The 21,485-nt window shown below is 35.9% G+C and carries 14 protein-coding genes; 6 read left to right on the top strand and 8 right to left on the bottom strand.

The features are described from left to right. Window positions 1-2 precede the first annotated feature (2 nt). The 3 genes from T410_RS05050 to T410_RS16430 all read left to right on the top strand — a co-directional run bounded on the left by T410_RS05050 (window position 3) and on the right by T410_RS16430 (window position 5,991). Window positions 3-2,762: a gliding motility-associated C-terminal domain-containing protein gene (locus T410_RS05050; protein ID WP_081897807.1), complete on the top strand. Its 2,760-nt coding sequence runs from the start codon at window positions 3-5 to the stop codon at window positions 2,760-2,762. 19 nt (window positions 2,763-2,781) lie between these two features. Then, the gene (locus tag T410_RS05045) at window positions 2,782-3,669 is read left to right on the top strand and encodes a type IX secretion system membrane protein PorP/SprF (protein WP_035669148.1); all 888 of its coding nucleotides are present in this window, start codon (window positions 2,782-2,784) and stop codon (window positions 3,667-3,669) included. Window positions 3,670-3,924: 255 nt separating this feature from the next. Continuing rightward, the gene (locus T410_RS16430; RefSeq protein ID WP_081897806.1) at window positions 3,925-5,991 is read left to right on the top strand and encodes an alpha-amylase family glycosyl hydrolase; all 2,067 of its coding nucleotides are present in this window, start codon (window positions 3,925-3,927) and stop codon (window positions 5,989-5,991) included. A 108-nt stretch (window positions 5,992-6,099) separates the two neighbouring features. Here T410_RS16430 and T410_RS05035 read toward each other — a convergent pair whose 3' ends face one another. From T410_RS05035 to T410_RS05020, 4 genes are all read right to left on the bottom strand, one after another. Continuing rightward, window positions 6,100-6,867, bottom strand: a complete 768-nt coding sequence (locus T410_RS05035) for an SDR family NAD(P)-dependent oxidoreductase (RefSeq protein WP_035669146.1) — start codon at window positions 6,865-6,867, stop codon at window positions 6,100-6,102. Between the two features lie 102 nt (window positions 6,868-6,969). Next, the gene (locus T410_RS05030; protein WP_035669145.1) at window positions 6,970-7,902 is read right to left on the bottom strand and encodes an AraC family transcriptional regulator; all 933 of its coding nucleotides are present in this window, start codon (window positions 7,900-7,902) and stop codon (window positions 6,970-6,972) included. Between the two features lie 56 nt (window positions 7,903-7,958). Next, window positions 7,959-11,327 carry a transcription-repair coupling factor gene (mfd, locus tag T410_RS05025; RefSeq protein ID WP_035669143.1) on the bottom strand — a complete coding sequence of 1,123 codons (3,369 nt, stop codon included), beginning with the start codon at window positions 11,325-11,327 and terminating at the stop codon, window positions 7,959-7,961. Next, window positions 11,320-11,937 carry a hypothetical protein gene (locus T410_RS05020; protein WP_035669141.1) on the bottom strand — a complete coding sequence of 206 codons (618 nt, stop codon included), beginning with the start codon at window positions 11,935-11,937 and terminating at the stop codon, window positions 11,320-11,322. The genes mfd and T410_RS05020 overlap by 8 nt, the downstream gene beginning before the upstream one ends. Window positions 11,938-12,159: 222 nt before the next feature. Between T410_RS05020 and T410_RS05015 the strand changes: the two genes are divergently transcribed. Continuing rightward, window positions 12,160-13,107, top strand: a complete 948-nt coding sequence (locus T410_RS05015; protein WP_035669140.1) for an L-threonine 3-dehydrogenase — start codon at window positions 12,160-12,162, stop codon at window positions 13,105-13,107. A 63-nt stretch (window positions 13,108-13,170) separates the two neighbouring features. On the opposite strand, the gene T410_RS05010 is transcribed toward T410_RS05015, so the two are convergent. From T410_RS05010 to T410_RS04995, 4 genes are all read right to left on the bottom strand, one after another. Then, on the bottom strand, window positions 13,171-15,045 hold the full coding sequence (locus T410_RS05010; RefSeq protein ID WP_035674121.1) for a M1 family metallopeptidase: 1,875 nt from the start codon (window positions 15,043-15,045) through the stop codon (window positions 13,171-13,173). Window positions 15,046-15,107: 62 nt separating this feature from the next. Continuing rightward, the gene (locus T410_RS05005) at window positions 15,108-16,718 is read right to left on the bottom strand and encodes a S8 family peptidase (protein WP_035669139.1); all 1,611 of its coding nucleotides are present in this window, start codon (window positions 16,716-16,718) and stop codon (window positions 15,108-15,110) included. A gap of 186 nt (window positions 16,719-16,904) precedes the next feature. Then, the gene (locus tag T410_RS05000; RefSeq protein WP_035669137.1) at window positions 16,905-18,533 is read right to left on the bottom strand and encodes a S8 family peptidase; all 1,629 of its coding nucleotides are present in this window, start codon (window positions 18,531-18,533) and stop codon (window positions 16,905-16,907) included. Window positions 18,534-18,605: 72 nt separating this feature from the next. Then, complete coding sequence (locus tag T410_RS04995; protein ID WP_035669135.1) at window positions 18,606-19,466, bottom strand: MBL fold metallo-hydrolase; 861 nt, start codon at window positions 19,464-19,466, stop codon at window positions 18,606-18,608. A 167-nt stretch (window positions 19,467-19,633) separates the two neighbouring features. Between T410_RS04995 and T410_RS04990 the strand changes: the two genes are divergently transcribed. After that, window positions 19,634-19,963: an iron-sulfur cluster assembly accessory protein gene (locus T410_RS04990; RefSeq protein ID WP_035669133.1), complete on the top strand. Its 330-nt coding sequence runs from the start codon at window positions 19,634-19,636 to the stop codon at window positions 19,961-19,963. Window positions 19,964-20,033: 70 nt separating this feature from the next. Then, window positions 20,034-21,482 carry a Fe-S cluster assembly protein SufB gene (gene sufB / locus T410_RS04985; RefSeq protein WP_035669131.1) on the top strand — a complete coding sequence of 483 codons (1,449 nt, stop codon included), beginning with the start codon at window positions 20,034-20,036 and terminating at the stop codon, window positions 21,480-21,482. The last annotated feature ends 3 nt before the right edge of the window (window positions 21,483-21,485 follow it).

Below are 21,485 nucleotides of genomic sequence, written 5' to 3'. Positions count from 1 at the left end.
CTATGAAAAAGAAATTACTCTTTTTTATTATTTGTCTTTTGACAATTTCTTTTGCAAATGCAAAAAAGCCACCGCTTATTTCGGAAGAAAAACAGAATTCAGCTTTTCTAACGATCAGTATATTCGGCGATGCGACTCCAGGAAGCTGGACAACGGATACTGATATGACCACTACTGATGGAACAACTTATACTCTTAAAGGAGTTGCTTTGATTCCAGGAGCATTAAAATTTAGAGGAAATCACGAATGGACATTACCCTACAATTGGGGAGGCACCGCTTTTCCTTCAGGTACAGCAGTAGTTGATGCCAATGGTATTACAATACCAACCGCTGGTAATTATGATATTACTTTCAATATCACAACTGGAGTTTATTCATTTGTCGTTTCGCAAGTAAGTTTTCAAGTAATAAGCATATTTGGTGATGCAACTCCGGGAGCTTGGGTAACTGATACTGACATGACCACTACAGATGGGACTATTTATACTCTTAATGGAGTTTCTTTGATTCCTGGCGCATTAAAATTTAGAGGAGATCATGCTTGGACATTACCTTACAATTGGGGAGGAACAAGTTTTCCTTCAGGAACTGCAACAGTCGATGGTAGTGGTATAACCGTACCAACAGCGGGTAATTATAATATTACTTTTAATAAAACTACGGGTGTTTATAGTTTTACATTTCAAACCATAAGCATATTTGGTGATGCCACTCCAGGAGCTTGGGTAACTGATACTGATATGACAACTACAGACGGGACTATTTATACCCTTAATGGAGTTTCTTTGATTCCTGGTGCTCTAAAATTTAGAGGGAATCATGCTTGGACATTACCTTACAATTGGGGAGGAACAGATTTTCCTACAGGAACAGCGGTAGTTGATGCCAATCCTATACCTGTACCTACAGCAGGTATTTATAATATTACTTTTAATAAAACTACTGGAGTTTATTCAATTACAATTCCACCAGTAAACTATCAAGTGATCAGTATATTTGGAGATGCGACTCCGGGAGCTTGGGTAACCGATACTGACATGACAACTACTGACGGTACCATTTACACTCTTAATGGAGTTTCCTTAGTACAAGGAGCATTAAAATTTAGAGGGGATCACGCTTGGACATTACCTTACAATTGGGGAGGGACAGCCTTTCCTTCAGGAACAGCAGTTGTTGATGCTAACCCTATAACTATACCAACTACAGGCATTTATAATATCACTTTTAATAAAACAACTGGAGCTTATTCATTTGCCACCCCACAAATAGTATATGCTATAGTAGGTTTAATTGGTGATGCGACTCCTGGCGGATGGAATACGGATACTGACATGGCAACTATAGATGGCATTCACTACACAATTAACGGAGTTTCTCTGGTACAAGGTGCATTAAAATTCAGAGGGGATCATGCTTGGACGTTACCTTACAATTGGGGAGGAACCGACTTTCCTTCAGGAACAGCAGTTGTTGATGCAAATGGTATCACAATACCAACAGCAGGTATTTACAACATCACTTTTAATAAAACAACTGGAGTTTACAGTTTCACATTTCAAACCATAAGTATATTTGGAGATGCTACCCCAGGAGCCTGGGTAACCGATACGGATATGACGACTTCAAATGGAATTGTTTATACACTTGACGGAGTTTCTTTAATACCAGGTGCATTAAAATTTAGAGGGGATCACGCTTGGACCTTACCTTACAATTGGGGAGGAACAGACTTTCCATCAGGAACCGCAGTTGTTGATGCTAATCCTATAACTGTACCAACAGCCGGTGTTTATAACATTATTTTTAATAAAACGACCGCAGAATATAGCATTTTAATCCCTTCTGCACCAAGTAAATTAAACTATAGTACCCCTACTATTTTTGTTACAAATACAGCTATTACAAGCTTAGTTCCTTCAGTAGATGAAGGTTTAGGCAATCTTGTATATACTGTAAATCCAGCATTACCTGGAGGACTTCAATTGGACGCCACTACTGGTATTATCAGTGGAACGCCAACAAGCATTCAATCTGCAACAGTATACACAGTATCTGCAACCAATAGCTATGGTTTTTCTTCAAAAACAATTAGTATTGAAATACAGGGAATACCAACAGCTTTAACATATGCAGGAAACCTTAGGTTACCAATAAACATAGTAATGGAAGCGGTAGTACCTACTGTAACTTCAAATCCGGTATCGACTTTTAGCATCAATCCTTCTTTATCCACCGGCATGAGTTTTAATACCAGTACAGGAGCCATAAGCGGAAGACCAACTGTAGAGACAGCTGCAATCAGCTATACTGTTACTGCTACGAATTCAATTGGCGCTACAACTAAAAATTTCACAATCGAAGTCTATAACGAAGACCATGATTTTGATGGTGTTTTGGATGTAAATGATAACTGTCCTACAACATATAATCAAGATCAGGCAGATATTGACCATGATGGTATTGGTGATGCATGTGATTTAGTTGAAATAAATGTTGCCGAAGGATTTTCTCCAAATGGAGATGGTAAAAATGACACTTGGTTTATAAATAATTTAATAAATCATCCTAATTCCTCCGTTCGCGTATTAAACAGCACAGGAGCCGAAGTCTATTTTTCTAAAGATTACCAAAATGATTGGAATGGAGAATACAAAAACACCGGTTCAATTGTAGCTGTAGGTTCTTATTTCTATCAAATTGATTTAGGTAATGATGGTTCTATTGACAAACAAGGCTGGATTTACATTGCTAAATAATTTATAAATAAAAAGTAACATGAAAAAAATACATTATATATTGGCGGCCACACTACTCTTAATTGGTAGTTCGGTTTTTGCCCAACAAGAAGGCTCTTTCGCTTTTTACAAATACCACATGAATGTTATCAATCCTGCTTATGCAGGTGTTGATGGGCAAACCGTAATTACAAGTTCCCTTAGAAATCAATGGAGCGGAATTGCAAATGCACCAAAAACTCAGGCAGTTTCTTTTGGAATGCCAATAGCAAATAATCTTGGTTTTGGAATCGCTGTTGTCAATTCTTCTACTTTTATAGAAAAACAAACGGCTGTAGACATTAATTTATCTTATAAAGTAAAAATGACTCAAAGCACCGATTTGTATTTGGGTATCAATGCTGGCGGTACTAATTTTAATCTAAATACAGCTGGATTAGAACTGTATTCAGTTGAAGCAGATCCTGCTTTTGGTTCCATTCACACTTTTAATCCCAACTTTGGTGCAGGTGCCTTATTAAAAAGCGAAAAATTCTATGTATCGCTTTCGGTTCCAAAATTATTAAATATCCAAAATGCAAAAAATGATAATGGATATGCAACAGTAGAAACCAACAAACCTAGAGTTTATCTAAGCGGTGGTTATGATTTTAATCTTAATCCAGCGGGTACATTAGTATTAAAACCATCTGTGTTGGCTAGATATGTTACTGCTGCACCATTTTCTGTTGATTTCAGTACCATGTTGCAAATACAGAATAATTTTGAAGTTGGTGCATTGTATCGAACAGATAAAGCCTATGCAGCAATGGCTAATTTTATTCTTAACAAGAAATTCATCATTGGATATGCTTATGAAATGAGTACTATTTCAACGATGGCCAGTGCTAAAAATACAAATGAGATTTTACTACAATATAAGTTTTAAATATAATTTGGATTTTGTTTTAAACACCTCTCACGAGGTGTTTTTTTATCTTTTTAAAACTAATTTTTCATCAAACCGGAACTTATAATAATTACATCTTCAAAAAAGGAGCGAAACAATTATTAATACTAGTAACTCTATAGTTTTAATTACAATTCTATTTTAAAAATAGAAAAAAAACTCATTACAACGGCCCTCTATTAAAGTTTATGCAAAAAAATTAACCAATCTAATTAACCAAAAACCAAAAAACCAATGAAGAAAAAAATAACTTCTAAACTATTAAATAACCGTTCCAACCAATCGAAAGTGCTCCTAATTTGTTTGAATCTTTTGATGATTTTATTTGCGAGTTCTATTTTTGCACAAGATCCTGCTCAGTACGGAACCCCATATACAGGAGTGTCAGATCCCAGAGATGCAAACATTTACCAAGTGCATATTCGTCCGCATAGTGCAGCTGGTAATTTGGCGGCTGTAACAGCCGATTTAGACCGAATCAAAGCCCTCGGTATTAATGTGTTATATCTAATGCCTATTTACCCTTACGGAACTGATTCCAGAAGTTCTAATTCTCCTTATTGCATCAAAGATTTCAAAGCAGTTAGTTCAGAATATGGTTCTCTGACTGATTTACGAAACCTTTCTGATGCCGCTCATAGCCGAGGAATGGCAGTTATTTTAGACTGGGTTGCCAATCAAACTTCCTGGGATCATCCCTGGATTACCCAACATCCCGATTACTATGTTCAAAGTAATGGCGTGATACAGCAATTAAGTACGTATCCTGATGTAGCCGCTTTAAATTTCAATAGCACAGCAATGAAAACGGCAATGATTGATGCCATGCGTTATTGGGTTTTTGCTTCCAATATTGACGGGTATCGTTGTGACTTTGCTGATAGCGCTCCTGCTACTTTCTGGACGCAAGCCATCAGTAATTTAAGAGGTATTACTTCGCATAAATTAATACTATTCGCAGAAGGTACTTTTGCTCAAAATTTCACTTCCGGTTTTGATATGAATTTTGGGTTTAAATGGTATGGTGATACACTTAAATCGGTTCACTCGGGGACTTCTGTAGCCCAACTTCAAACAGTTACCAATACTGAATATACTTCGGCAAATGCCTCACAACAAATTGCCCGATATACCGCTAACCATGACTCAGAAACTACTGAAACAGCCATGAATGTTTTTGGAGGTCACGATGGCGTAATCGCAAATTTTCTAGTATCCGCTTACATGCGAGGGGTTCCGTTCTTAACCAGCGGACAAGAAGCCGATTTTAATCAAATAATTCCATGGCCATATACTTCTGTAAAAATTAATTGGAGTAATACTACCGCAAAAACAGATTTTACTAAAATACTAAATTTTAGAAACTCAAGCGTAGCCATAAGACGTGGCACAATGACCAATTATTCAAACACAAACGTTTGTGCTTTTACCAAAACATCTGGAAGTGAAAAAGTTACCGTTATCACAAACCTCAGAGGATCATCCTCAACTTTTGTTGTTCCAGCAGCCATGGCAGGTTCTTTCAAAGAGGTATATACCGGAGCAACAATTAACTTAACTTCTGGTGCAACAATGACCTTAAATCCTTATCAATATCTTGTTGTTACGAACCTCTATTATTATACCATCAAAAACAGATGGAAAGGAACGTATCTCTACGATGCCGGGGCTAATGTAGGTTATGGTGCGACCGTAGCAAACAATAATTATCGCTGGGAAAAAGTAATGGTGGATGGCCGCTACACACAATTCAAAAACCTAGGTACTGGAGAATTTATGCACATCGAAAATCAAACGGGTTCTGTTCAATGTGGAGCGATTACGGCAGGCTGGTCAAGTGCGCAATGGACTCCCGAATATATTGATGGCACTTGGATTAGAATTAGAAATAAATGGCAACCAGCAAGTATTGTAAATGTAGAAGGACAAACAGGAGCTGCCCAATATTCAGGGGCTCAAGATAGTTTTTATAGTGCACAATGGCAGTTGAACGCAGTCGCAGCTGGAACTGCAACTTCTCGCTTATCAAATTCAAAAAGTATTTCAAATGAAGAAAGCGAAACTACTTTGATTATAATCTATCCTAATCCAGCAACCAACAATCAGTTTAATATAATTTTACCAGAATTGGACGCTAATGATTTTGCAACAGTGACAGTTACTGATTTGAATGGGAAAATTGTTTTAGTAAAACAATTTGATGTCTCCACAAAAATTGACCACAATTTAGCAACAGGATTGTATTTCGTTAATGTTAACACGAATCATCTTGATGTTACTAAAAAAGTGATTATAAAATAAGGATATAAAAACAATTACTTTAAAAACACAAAAGGGAGTATGAATTAATTTTCATACCCCCTTTTTTATTTTCAAAATAATATAAGTTTTTTGATCTTATATTTATTCTTACAAATTCATTCCTCCCGAAACTTCAAGGCGTTGTCCATTCACCCATTTAGCATCTTCTGTACATAGAAAAGCAACTACGGTACCAATATCATCGGGTAATCCTACTCGTCCTAATGCAGTCAACGAAGCAATCATTTGATTTAATTGCTCATTATCACGAACTGCACCACCACCAAAATCAGTTGCTATCGCGCCAGGCGCTACAATATTTACTCTAATTTTTCTTTCACCTAATTCTTTTGCTTGGTATTTTGTCAATGTTTCTATTGCACCTTTCATACTCGCATAAGCAGCGTAACCAGGCATAGAAAAACGAGTTAATCCTGAAGAAATATTTATAATCCCGCCACCATCATTCATTACTGCTACCGCTTTTTGAGTTAGAAAAAACGCTCCTTTGAAATGAATATTAACCATGTTATCTACTTGTGCTTCGGTAGTTGTTAAAAAACTTTCATGAACTCCAACACCCGCATTATTGACTAAAAAATCAAATTTATCAGTATCAAAAGTGCTTTTTAAAGCCGTTGTTACATTTTGAAAAAAAGAATCAAAACTACTTGATTCAGCTACATTCAATTGAATAGCTGCTGCTTTCTGTCCCAAATTTTCAATTTCTTTCACAACAGCTTCCGCCTCTTCCTTTTTACTATGGTACGTTAACACTACATCAAGTCCTTTTTTAGCCAGACTCAAAGCCATATCTTTCCCTAATCCGCGGCTTCCACCGGTTACTAATGCTATTTTCTTTTTCTTTGATTCCATCTTAAATAGTTGTTTTAAATTAATACAGCAAAATTAGTGTAGAAGTAACGCTAGCCAATTGTAAATATCAATCCAGAGTTTGCAAAATTCAAATCAATCTATTCAAACTCTGAAAGCTATAGGAGTCAATGTTGTTTGTTTTTTGAAAAAATTAGAGAAATGTGCTAGTTCCTCAAAACCGAGTGAATACGCAATTTCTGAAATGTTCCAATCAGTTTCTTTTAATAGAACCTTAGCTTCATGAATCAATCGGTCACTGATTAATTCAGTAGTCGTTTTACCCGTATTCTCTTTTAAAACTTTATTCAAATGATTGACATGAATGGACAATTGAGCGGCAAAATCTTTAGCTGATTTTAATTCTAATCGTTGTCGAGGTGATTCAATTGGGAATTGTCTTTCTAATAATTCCACAAATAATGAAGAAACTCTGGCTGCCGAATTGTGTTTTGAATATAAAGCTGTTACAGGTTGTAGCTTTTGCCCAAAGTGTATTAACTCTGCCACATAATTTCGAATCAAATCGTATTTATACACATAATCAGAGTTGATTTCTTTATGTATCTTTTTGAATATCAAATCAATTTCGACAGCATCCTCCTCGGAAACTTCAAAAATAGGATAGCCATCTGGTTGAAAAATTGGAAGACTATCTAAATCTAATCCGCTTTTATCTTTGGTTAAAAACTCGCTCGTAAAAACACAAAAATGACCGGACTGTTGCTGCAAATCTTGTGGAACATAATGATACGGGATCTTTGGCGTAGCAAATAGCAATGCATTTTTTTCTATATCTATTACTTTGTCAGCATATTCGGCTCTATTCTTCCCTTTTATCAAACTTATTTTAAAATAGGCTCTACGATCATAAGGCATTACGGGCTTTTCTTTGAATGTTTCAAAAAGCTCTTTGATATTGAAAACATTGAAATGCCCTATTTCTTTTTGAATACCATGTGGCAATAATGTGTTCGTTTCCGCATTGGAGTCTCCAGAGATTTCCTTGTAAAACTCGTCTATTGATTTTAATTTCATTGGAAATGAATTTGTAAAAATCAAATATAGTGATTAAAACAAAAAATTTAATATTTTTATTCCCCACCCAACATTTCCATGAATTCCAAAGCCGTCCTGGTATTCTTCACATTGTCAAAAGTCAACAGCAAGCGCAAACCAGCCGGCGTTTGTTTTTCTTTCATTTTACAAATAGAATTGTGGGTTTGCACAAATTTTATCACTTGTTGAAAACGATTCGATTGGTAATAATCGGATTGTTGATCCGATACAAAATACCCGATCATCTTGCCTTGTTTCATTACCAATTTTTCTATCCCAATTCGAGTCGCAATCCATTTAATTCGAATACTGTTCATTAATGCTTTAGCACGCGGTGGCATTGGACCAAAACGGTCAATCAATTTATTCTGAAAAATAATGAGTTCTTCTTCGTTTTTGACTGCGCCTAATTCATTGTACAAACTCAATCGTTCCGAAACATTATTGATATACTCATCAGAAAACAACAACTCAAAATCAGTATCGATTTGCAGGTCTTTGACGTATTCTTTGGTTTCCAAATTATTTTCCTCCGGATATAAATCCTTGAATTCATTTTCTTTCAGTTCATCGATGGCTTCATTCATGATTTTTTGATAGGTATCAAAGCCAATTTCATTGATAAAACCACTTTGTTCACCTCCCAATAAATCCCCTGCACCACGAATCTCTAAATCTTTCATAGCAATATTGAATCCGCTTCCTAATTCACTGAATTGCTCCAAAGCCTGAATTCTTTTTCTGGCGTCATCCGTCATCGCAGAATATGGCGGACAAATAAAATAGCAAAAGGCTTTCTTATTGCTACGTCCTACACGACCGCGCATTTGATGCAAATCAGACAATCCAAAATTATTCGCATTATTGATAAAAATCGTATTCGCATTAGGAACGTCCAAACCACTTTCGATGATGGTGGTTGCCACCAAAACATCAAATTCTCCGTTCATAAAAGCCAACATCAATTCCTCAAGTTTTTTTCCATCCATTTGGCCGTGACCAATTCCAACTCTGGCATTTGGGACCAAACGCTGAATCATTCCAGCCACTTCCTTGATGTTTTCTATTCGATTATTAATGAAAAAAACCTGTCCGTTACGTTGAATTTCATAGGAAATCGCATCCCGAATCATCTCTTCACTGAACCCAACTACATTCGTTTCAATAGGATAACGATTGGGCGGAGGCGTTGTAATCACTGATAAATCGCGCGCTGCCATCAATGAAAACTGCAGCGTTCTCGGGATTGGCGTAGCCGTCAATGTCAGTGTATCAACATTTGCAGCTATGGTTTTGAGTTTGTCTTTTACGTTGACACCAAATTTTTGTTCCTCATCTACAATCAACAATCCTAAATTTTTGAAAACTACATTCTTGTTGACTAATTGATGTGTTCCAATCACTATATCCAGTTTTCCTTCGGCTAATAATTTTAAGGTTTCTGCTTTTTGTTTGGCCGTTCTAAAACGATTTAAATACCCCACAGAAACTGGCATGTCTTTCAATCGTTCCGTAAAAGTTCGGTAGTGTTGGTATGCCAAAATGGTTGTGGGGACTAATATCGCTACTTGTTTGCTGTTATCTACCGCCTTGAAAGCGGCACGAATGGCGACTTCAGTTTTACCAAAACCCACATCTCCACAAACCAAGCGATCCATTGGGCGGTCACTTTCCATATCGGCTTTTACTTCTGCCGTTGATTTAGTTTGGTCCGGCGTATCTTCATAAATGAACGAGCTTTCTAATTCGTTTTGTAAATAACTGTCGGGCGCAAACTGGAATCCTTTTTCCAATCGGCGCTTGGCATACAATTGAATCAAATTGAATGCAATATGTTTGACGCGTGCTTTGGTTTTTTGTTTTAAAATCTTCCATGCATTCGAACCCAATTTGTAAATTTTGGGTGGCGTTCCGTCTTTTCCGTTGTATTTCGAAATTTTATGAAGCGAATGAATACTCACATACACAATATCATTATCAGCATAAACGAGCTTGATGGCTTCTTGTGTTTTGCCTTCAACCTGTATTTTTTGCAAACCTCCAAACCGTCCAATTCCGTGATCAATGTGTGTCACGTAATCACCAACGGATAATGTTGTGAGTTCTTTTAAAGTGATATTCTGTTTTTTCGAATAGCCATTTTTGATACTAAATTTATGGTAGCGTTCAAAAATCTGATGATCGGTATAACAGGTGATTTGGTTTTCCTCATCAATAAATCCTTGATACAAAGGCAAAACAACGGTATGGTATTGTTTTCTGATGTTCTCAGAATTGGCCTCATCTAAACTCTCAAAAATATCATGAAATCGTTTGGCTTGGGCATCATTCGAACAAAACAAATAATTTTTGTAACCGTTGAAATGATTTTCATTCAGATTATTCAACAACAAATCAAACTGTTTATTGAAAGACGGTTGCGGCTGAATGTGGTATTCGAATTTTTTGGTGGTTCTAAAAATAGCTTTTGAACTCAATTCCACAATTGAGAAATCCAATGCTCTTTTTATAAATTCCGCTTGATTCAAGAACAATTGTTCCGGTGTCGAACGTTTTATTTCCTGCGATAACTTTTCAAAAGCTTCTTCTGCCTTCGCAAATTGTTTGTCTAATTGTGATAAAAAATCTTCAGTATTTTGTATAAAAATTACCGTTTTCTCTGAGATATAATCCAAGAAACTTTCTCGGTTTTCCTGAAAAACTTTGTTTTCCACATTTGGGATTATAGTAATCTTTTTTTGCGTTTCAATAGACAATTGCGTCGCAACATCAAACGTACGAATACTCTCTACTTCATCTCCAAAAAACTCGATTCGGTACGGATTATCATTCGAAAAAGAAAATACATCGACAATTCCCCCACGAACCGAAAATTCTCCGGGTTCTGTAATGAAATCAACTCTTTTGAATTCATATTCGAACAAAACTTCATTGATAAAATCAATAGAAATCTTGTCACCAACGGCAACTTTCAACGTGTTTTTATCCAATTCTTTTCGGGTCACTACTTTCTCAAATAAGGCTTCTGGATAGGTGACAATAACGGCCGGTTTCTTGCGCGAATTGATTCTGTTGAGGACTTCGGCGCGTAGCAAAACATTCGCATTATCCGTTTCTTCTATTTGGTACGGACGACGAAATGAACCGGGATAAAAAAGCACATCTTGATCACCAACCATCTGTTCGAGGTCGTTCAAATAATACGCCGCTTCTTCTTTATTGTTTAAAATAACCAAAAAAGGAAGCTCTGATTTCTTAAAAATTGCACGAATTACAAAGGAAAGTGCCGATCCGAGTAATCCGGAAAGGTGCATTTTTACTTGATTATTCTCTAATAAACGAGCAACTATTTGCTGCGTTTTTGGCGAATTATCGTAGGTGTTATATAAGGCTTTTTTACTCAACGCGTGGCATATTTGGATTGACTGGTGAATTAGGCACTGGCGTATTAGGAATTGCTCTTGCAGTATCCATCATTTTCAATAAGTCAGCCTCACCTTCTTCGACCGGAATTTTACTTTTTTCTACAATTTTATCCATTTGTCTTTGCAAGGAAACCAATTCCAAGTTGATTTCAGCAACTAACTTTGTCACTTTTTTATCAGGAATATTATCCAAATGGATGAATAAATCCAACAATCGAACTTTAGTGATTAAAGTCGAAATTCTGCTTTTTAATTGCGGTTGATTAAAATTAAATGGTACATTATCGTTTAAAGCCATTGCTTTTTTTGAAAGTGCTGTCGCTTTTTGTTGAAAAGCACCAATGGATTTTTTAGGCTTTTGAGCTAATTCAGCCAAAAACATGCGCAATTCATTCCAAGTAGCGATACTTTTTTCAGAAGCCTCCGTTATAGGAGTGTCATAAAAAACCCAACCTTTTTCTATGTTTTTAAATATGACTTCTTTTCTTTTAATCTCTTTCTTGTTTTCGGAAATCCGTTTTTGACTATCATCTTGACACGAAAACAAGATGAAAATCAGAGAAAAGAAGACTATTATTTTGTTTATCATTTGAATTTGAATTAAAGTACAAAGTTACAAAGTAAATTTACAATTACGAATTACGACAGAGGAATAACAATCTAATATTCCTGACGCTCTTTTTATATTTAAAAGAACAAAAATTAAGAATTCTACACCCATTTAAAACATCATTTTAGTAAATTTATAACTTTTTTAATCAAATTTGTGTTATTTACGAAAACGTTATCTTTGTATTTCAAAACAGACAAAATGAGTACTAAAATATTGATTATCGGCGCTTGCGGACAAATTGGAACGGAACTTACCCATAAGTTGCGAAAAATATACGGGACAGAAAACGTAATTGCTTCGGATATTCGAAAACTGAATAATGATGTTGTCAATTCAGGTCCATTTGAAGTGGTAAATGCCCTGGATTTTAATCAAATTGAGCATCTTGTAGAGATTCATCAAATCGATGAAATCTATTTAATGGCCGCATTACTATCAGCTACAGCCGAGAAAAACCCTGCTTTTGCCTGGGATTTGAATATGAATTCTTTGTTTCACGTTTTGAATTTGGCGAAAGCCAAAAAAATAAAAAAGATATTCTGGCCTTCCAGTATTGCTGTTTTTGGCCCAACAACACCCAAAAAAAACACCCCACAGTATACCATTATGGAACCTTCAACGGTTTATGGAATCAGTAAACAAGCTGGTGAAAGATGGTGTGAATACTACCACAATATTTTTGGCGTTGATGTGCGAAGCATCCGTTATCCTGGTTTGATTAGTTGGTCTACGCCTCCCGGTGGCGGAACAACGGATTATGCCGTAGATATTTTCCATAAAGCACTTTCGGACAAAACATACGAATGTTTTTTATCCTCCGAAACTAAAATGCCTATGATGTATATGGAAGATGCAATTGCTGCAACGATACAAATTATGCAAGCTCCAGTCGAACAAATAAAAATTCATTCTTCTTATAATCTGGCCGCAATGAGTTTTACTCCAACAGAGATTGCTACCGAAATCAAAAAACACATTCCTGACTTTACTGTTACTTATAAACCTGACTTTCGTCAAATAATAGCCGACAGCTGGCCAGCGAGTATTGATGATGCAGACGCCAGAAAAGACTGGAACTGGAAACATAAATTTGATTTGGAAAGCATGACCGTGGAAATGTTGAAAAATTTGAGCACCGAAAAATAAATTTTCTCCTTAAAACCAAAAAGAGTCTAGTTTTACGCTAGACTCTTTTTGGTTTAATAAAAATTACTTTATTTCATAAACATTATTGGCTTGTTTCACATCGGCCATTAATCCACTTGGGTCAATGGTGATTTTCTTAATCGTTGTTTTCGGTTTAGAAATAGCAAACTCATACGTAGGATGTGCCCAAGTCCAGTCGTTCAAAACTGTTCTTTTTACAGCTGGACTTGGGTTTTCTTTTTCGAAACTCATCATGCGTAGCGGAATATAAAAACTTTCTGTACTTCCATCTGTATATTCAACAGTCAAATCAATAGGCATTGGCATTCTGCCTATTCTTTCTAATGTTACAACCGTTTTATCGGCATTCTCTTTTACAGCTGCGATTCCGTAATCAATAGTATTCGTCGTTTCAGCCCAGTCTACCAAATACCAATCTAAATTTGCTCCAGAAACACGTTCTGCTGTTCTCTTAATGTCATTCGGTGTAGGATGTTTGAACTTGAAATCCTGGTAATATCTCTTAATCGTTTTTGCCAAATTATCCTGTCCAATCACATAACCTAATTGTGACAAGAAAATACTACCTTTTACATAAGATGAAATACTATACGGTCTCTTTTCATCGTAACGGTCACCATGCGTTGTTTGCGGTTGCTCCTTACCTGATTCTACTAGCTTGTAATATGCAGCATAATTTCCTTTGAATGGATTTTCTTCTTTTTTAACCGCCATTTCGTTCAAAACAAAATCTTCTACGTAAGTGGTAAATCCTTCATCCATCCAAGGATGTTTCGATTCATTTGAAGCTAAAACATGTTGAAACCAAGAATGCCCCAACTCATGCGTTGCGGTTCCCAAAATTCCTTCCAACGTTCCATTCCCTAACATCAACGTACACATGGCATATTCCATTCCGCCATCTCCACCTTGTATAAAAGAGTATTGCTTGTATGGATAATCTCCTATTTTTTTATTGTAAAAATCCATTACGTTAACCATTAAAGGTTCCAGTTTTTTCCAGTTTTCTGCAGTCTTAGGATTGTTTTTATAAAAGAAATGCAAATCAACATTGTTAGGTCCTTTTACCACATCATGGATATAATTTTTATCAGCTGCCCAAGTAAAATCATGTACCATAGGGGCTATAAAATGCCAAGTCAATGTTTTCGTTTTCTTTGGATAAACTACAGTAACTCCTGCATCTTGATATCCTTTTCCTATTTCATTTTGGTTTTGTAAATACCCAGAACCTCCTAAAGTATAGGCTGCATCAATAGTAATATTGACATCAAAATTTCCCCAAACACCATGAAATTCTCTGGCGATATAAGGATCAGCATGCCAGCCTTCAAAATCAAATTCGGCAATTTTTGGATACCATTGTGCCATTGACAATTCAACACCTTCTATATTATTTCTTCCGGAACGACGAATTTGCACCGGAACCTGACCGTCAAAATCCAGCGTGAAAGTGGTTTTTGAGTTAGGTACTATTGGCTTTACCAAAGTCACTTCTAGAATCGTCCCTGCTGTTTTTGCGGAAGCAGCAACTCCGTCTTGTTTGAAATTAGTGATATTCAAATACCCAATCTCACTAGGCTTCAACGTTTTAATTCGGCTTTCTTTTACATCCTTACCGTCCACTTTTATTTTGTTCACCATTCTGGCGTCAGGATCTTTGATGCTTTGAATTCTGGCATCCATTTCGCTTCCAGGCTGAAACGCATTAGGATACAAATGATAAAATACTTTTTTCAAGGTATCAGAAGAATTATTGGTATAAACCAATTCCTGCGTTCCTTTGTATTGGTAATTTTTCACATCCATGGTGACATCCATTTTATAATCGACATGCTGTTGCCAATAAGAGGAGCTTTGCGCAAATAAAGCACTGAAATTTAGTGTGATAAAAGATAGTAAAAGGATTTTTTTCATCATTTTTAAAATAAAAAATGGAAGAACTAAAGCTCTCCCATTAGATTAACAAATAGTTGAATTTAATTTTTAGACATTTTTTCAGCCATAATCAAAGCATTGTAAGCATTCACCATTTTTCCTGATTTTGAGGTTTCAGCATTTAATTTTTTCTCTTGATTTTCTCCCAATTCTACTGTTTCAGGAAGTGGCGTTCCTGAGTCCATCAAGATTTGTTTCACCTGTGCAGCAGATAATTTAGGATAATACGAACGAACTAACGCTGCAACACCGGCCGCATTTGGAGAAGCCATTGAGGTTCCCTGTTCGTATTTGTATTTATTATTTGGTACAGACGCATAAATTTCCATTCCCGGAGCATACACATCTACATTGATTTTTCCATAATTAGAAAAAGGCGCAACTACCGCTTCTCCATATACATCATTCAAAGCTCCAACAGTAAGAACGTTTTTAGCAAACTCTATTTTGTTGTCTTCAGCATCATTTGGAAAATTGATGTTTTTTTCTAAATCAATATCATTCCCATCATTTCCTGACGCATGTACGAATAAAACATCTTTCTTTTCAGCATATTTTATAGCATCAAAAACCCATTGCTTGTGTGGAGAATAACTTTTTCCAAAACTTCCGTTGATTACTTTCGCGCCATTATCAACAGCATAACGAATCGCTAAAGCAATATCTTTATCGTATTCATCTCCGTTAGGAACCGCTCTTACGGCCATAATTTCAACATTATTTGCCACTCCATCACCTCCAATATTGTTGTTTCTAACTTGTGCAATAATTCCGGAAACATGCGTTCCATGCAATGCCTCTTCTTTATCAGGTCCATAAACAACATTGTTTCCGTATTTGTTGTCATTTATATCATCCGGATTGTCTCCAACTGCTTTCCTTCCATTAAATTCTTTATTTAAATTGTAATTTAATTGGTCGTAAATGTACTTTCTGTATTCTTCGATATCAGCGGCAAATTTTGGTCCTGACTGCCCAATAACGCGAGTCATAATCATCTTGCTTTTATTCACAGTTTCATCAGTAGTGACAATTGCATTCAATTCTTCAAGTGTGTAATCGTCTTTCTTTAAATACGTTTGAATTACTTTATTGGTATTTAAAAGAAAATCTACTTGCTGTTTTCCCTCTAAAGCTTCATTGTATTTTTTGTCATAATCTGCTTTAGCATTTTTATATAATGCTGATCCGTCATCTGCTTTTTTCAGGATACGGGTCATCTCTAAATTTTCAAGTCCTGAATCCCCAAGGAAGTTCCAACCGTGAATATCGTCTACAAACCCGTTTTTATCATCATCAATTCCGTTGCCTGCAATTTCTTTTGTATTGGTCCAAATCACTGATTTTAAATCTTCGTGATCAATATCAACACCTGAATCTACAATCCCCACGATAACTTTTACTCCTTTTTTGTCTTTCAATAGTTCAGCATACGCTTTATCAACGCTCATTCCCGGAATCGTATCTTTAACTAAATCTAAATGACTCCAGCGCATCAATTCAGCTTCAGTGATAGGAGCATTTTTTTTGATAACTAATGGAGAACTTACCGTTATAGGTGCAATAGTTTTAGGAGCTTGTTTTTGAGCAGTACATCCCACAATTGCAAAAAAAGCAACAGCAGAATAATAAATGGGTTTAATATGGTTCATTTATAAATTTTTAAAAATTAAATGTGGGCCTAAATTATGTCTTTTTTGTCACAAAACTTAGATGGATTAACACTCCATTAAGATTTATTAGAAAGCAAAGAAATGAATATTTAAGGGTGTTTTCATCTTGTTCTAAATAAAAATGGAAGGACAATCTGCCCTTCCATTTATAAATAAACTGATTTATTATTTTTCAGACATTTTTTCAGCCATCAATAATGCATTATAAGCATTTACGATTTTACCTGATTTAGATAAGGTAGTAAAAGAACGCGTTTCAGCTGGTTTTCCACCAACAATAACCTCTGTTGTAATGGCCACACCTGAATCCATCAAAATGTGTTTCACTTGTTGTGCAGATAACTTTGGGTAATACGAACGAATTATTGCTGCAACTCCCGCAACATTTGGCGAAGCCATTGATGTTCCTTGTAAATATTTGTAAGTATCATTTGGTGTAGTCGCATAGATTTTTACTCCCGGTGCAAAAACGTCTACATTGTTTTTTCCAAAATTAGAAAACCGTGCCACTACTTTATTTCCGTATTCAAAATTTAATGCACCAATTGTGATTACATTATCAGCAAACTCAGTTACTTTATCATCCGAATCGTTAGGAAAATTATTTTCGGTGTCGAGATTTTTTGCATCATTACCGGCAGCATGAACAATTAATACATCCTTTTTCTCTGCATATTTGATAGCGTCATAAACCCATTGCTTGTGCGGTGAAAAGCTTTTCCCAAAACTTCCGTTAATTACTTTAGCGCCATTATCAACTGCATAACGAATACCAAGAGCAATATCTTTATCGTATTCATCACCATCAGGTACCGCACGAACGGTTAGGATTTCTACATTATTTGCAATTCCGTCTCCGCCCAATTGATTGTTTCTAACTTGAGCAACGATTCCGGCAACGTGAGTTCCATGAAGAATTGCATTCTTGTCAGGCCCCATAACGTTGTTATTTCCGTATTTTGTATCCGTAATATCTTCCGGATTATCGCCCACAACTTTTCTGTAATCTGTTGATAGGTTATCCCCTTGTAGAAGCGAATTAAAACCATCTAATTGTTTTTGAACAGCAACTTTTAAGTCAGCTAAAGGCATTCCATAAGAAAGCATTTGCTCCATAGCAGCTTTACTTTTTTGTACTTCCGGTTCTTGTGAAACAATTGCTTTCACTTCTTCAATTGTATAAACTGGTTTTCCAAAATGCTTGATTAATCTAGCATCACCTTCGTTTAAGGTAACTAACATTTGTTCCAAGCGTGTTTTCCCTTTAGCGGCATCGGTAATTTTAGTATCATTTGCCGCTTTTGCTGCTTGATATGTTACTTCATCAACTATGTTTTTGTTCTTGATGATTCGTTCATATTCGTAATTTTCTTTAGTAATATCTCCAAGGAAATTCCAACCGTGAATATCATCAACATATCCATTTTTATCATCATCAATTCCGTTTCCTGCAATTTCTTTTGTATTGGTCCAAACCACCGATTTTAAATCTTGATGCTCAATATCCACTCCTGAATCTACAATCCCCACGATAACTTTCACTCCTTTTTTATTTTTCAATAATTCAGAATATGCTCTATCAACGCTCATTCCCGGAATCGTATCTTTTACAAGGTCTAAATGACTCCAACGTTTTAAATCGTTTTCAGTTATTGGTGCCTTTTTGGTAATGTTCAAAGGTGCGCTTATTGCCGTAAGTGTTACACCAGAATTAGAAACTTGTTTTGAAGCGCCGCATCCTGCCAGAACCAATAGGGCAAATGCAGATAAATAAATTGGTTTAATACTATTCATTGAAAATTATGTTAAGTTTTAAATATTTGTCGAAAATAAATTATTTTGTTACAAAAATATGCGAGGTTAACATTATGTTAGGATTTGTTCACAAGTAAATCGCTCTTTCAACCGAACACCTTTTTCTGTTTTCTCAACAGTTATAATTTCATTATGGGCATCGTGTTCCAAAAATAAATAGTGATTGTTCTCTGCAGCAGCATTTAGAAATTTTGTTTTTTCTGGCATGGTCAATAAAGGTCTGGTATCATATCCCATTACATAAGGAATGGGAACGTGTCCTGCTGTTGCCAATAAATCAGCACAAAAAACAATGGTTTTATCCTGATATTGAATATGCGGAATCATTTGCTTTTCGGTATGGCCATCGGCAAAGAAAATACCAAACCCCAGTTCCGATTTTTCAAGAAAATCACCTTCAGGTCTTTGGATAAAATGCAGCTGACCACTTTCCTGCATCGGTAAAATATTTTCAGAAAGAAACGAGGCTTTTTCTCTAGGATTTGGTTTTGTCGCCCATTCCCAATGACTGTCGTTGCTCCAAAATTTGGCGTTTTTAAAAGCGGGTTCATAACCTGTTTTATCTTTATTCCATTGCACACTTCCACCACAATGGTCAAAATGCAAATGCGTCATAAAAACATCAGTAATATCATCGCGATGAAAACCAAATTTGGCTAAGGATTTATCCATCGAATGCGTTCCCCAAAGCGAATAATACCCAAAAAACTTCTCGGATTGTTTGTTTCCCATTCCAGTATCAATCAAAATCAATTTATCGCCATCTTCAATTAACAGACAACGCGCAGCAATATCAATCAGGTTATTTTGATCGGCAGGATTGGTTTTGTTCCAAATAGTTTTTGGCACCACGCCAAACATGGCTCCGCCATCTAATTTAAAATTTCCGGTTTCTATAGGATATAATTTCATGATTTTTCTTTTTTCGAGACGAACCAAAGTTAGGGATTTCAAACCCTTTTATCGGTTTCAAATAGGTTTTTTCTATTTTGTCATTTGCTATAAAAATGTTATCAATTATGGAAAAAGATTTTTATGCACTATCTTTGTCCTTAATTTAGACAAAATCAATATAAGCTATGATAAAAGTTTCTGACACTGCAAGAAAAAAAATCATCGATCTAATGAAAGATGATGGTTTTGATGCTGCAAACGACTACGTAAGAGTGGGCGTAAAAAGCGGCGGATGTTCTGGATTGTCTTATGATTTAAAATTTGATAAAACAAAAAGCGACGACGATAAAATTTTTGTAGACAATGATATAACTATTGCTGTTGAAAAAAAATCTTTTCTGTACTTAGCCGGAACAATTTTAGAATTCTCAGGAGGAATTAATGGAAAAGGATTTGTTTTCAATAATCCAAACGCACAAAGAACTTGCGGATGCGGTGAGAGTTTTTCTCTTTAATATTTAGACATCAATAATAAAGTTTAGGGTTCAATTTTGAATCTTTATATCTTTAAATCTTTACATAAGAATGAGCAAATACACAGAAGACGACTTAAAAATCGAACTCGAAAATAAAGAATACGAATACGGATTTTACACCGAATTAGAATCGGAAACGTTTCCTATTGGTCTAAATGAAGATATCGTTCGCGCTATTTCACACAAAAAAGGAGAACCACAATGGATGACGGATTGGCGTCTTGAGGCTTTTCGTGCTTGGGAGCAAATGATCGAGCCAGAATGGGCAAATGTTCATTATACGAAACCTGATTTTCAGGCCATTTCCTATTATTCAGCTCCAAAAGCGGTAGATCCTAATAAAACATTGGACGATGTAGATCCTGAACTTTTAGAAATGTATAAAAAGTTAGGTATCTCGGTCGATGAGCAAAAGATGATGAATAATGTAGCCATGGATATTGTAGTCGATTCGGTTTCAGTAGCGACTACTTTCAAGAAAACATTAGGAGAAAAAGGAATTATCTTCATGAGTATCTCTGAAGCTATTAAAGAGCATCCAGAATTAGTTCGTAAATATTTAGGAACGGTTGTGCCACAAAAAGATAATTTTTATGCGGCGCTAAATTCGGCAGTTTTCTCTGATGGTTCTTTCTGTTATATTCCAAAAGGCGTTCGTTGCCCAATGGAACTTTCGACTTATTTTAGAATCAATCAGGCAGGAACAGGACAATTCGAGCGAACATTATTAGTTGCTGACGAAGGTAGTTATGTTTCTTACCTAGAAGGTTGTACTGCTCCAAGTCGTGATGAAAACCAATTGCACGCTGCAGTAGTAGAATTAATCGCATTAGACGATGCCGAAATAAAATATTCAACCGTTCAAAACTGGTATCCTGGAAATAAAGAAGGAAAAGGCGGAGTTTTCAATTTTGTGACCAAAAGAGGAATCTGCGAGAAAAACGCAAAAATTTCTTGGACTCAAGTAGAAACTGGTTCAGCTATAACTTGGAAATATCCTTCCGTTATTTTAAAGGGAGACAATTCAACAGGCGAATTTTATTCGATTGCTGTAACCAATAATTTCCAACAAGCCGATACAGGAACCAAAATGATCCATTTAGGTAAAAACACTAAATCGACCATTATTTCTAAAGGAATTTCTGCCGGAAGATCACAAAACAGTTACCGTGGTTTAGTGCAAATTAGCGCTAGAGCGGATAACGCCCGAAACTTTTCACAATGTGATTCCTTATTAATGGGGAACAATTGTGGAGCACATACTTTCCCTTATATCGAAAGTAAAAATCCATCGGCAAAAATCGAACATGAGGCTACGACAAGTAAAATTGGTGAAGACCAAGTTTTTTATTGCAACCAACGTGGAATTCCAACCGAAAAAGCTATAGCCTTAATCGTAAACGGTTTCAGTAAAGATGTATTGAATAAGTTACCAATGGAATTCGCAGTAGAAGCACAAAAATTATTAGAAATTTCTCTTGAGGGATCTGTAGGATAACCT

Source organism: Flavobacterium sp. 83 (assembly GCF_000744835.1).
Taxonomy (GTDB): Bacteria; Bacteroidota; Bacteroidia; order Flavobacteriales; family Flavobacteriaceae; genus Flavobacterium.
This window is presented reverse-complemented; position numbering and strand designations above follow the sequence as displayed.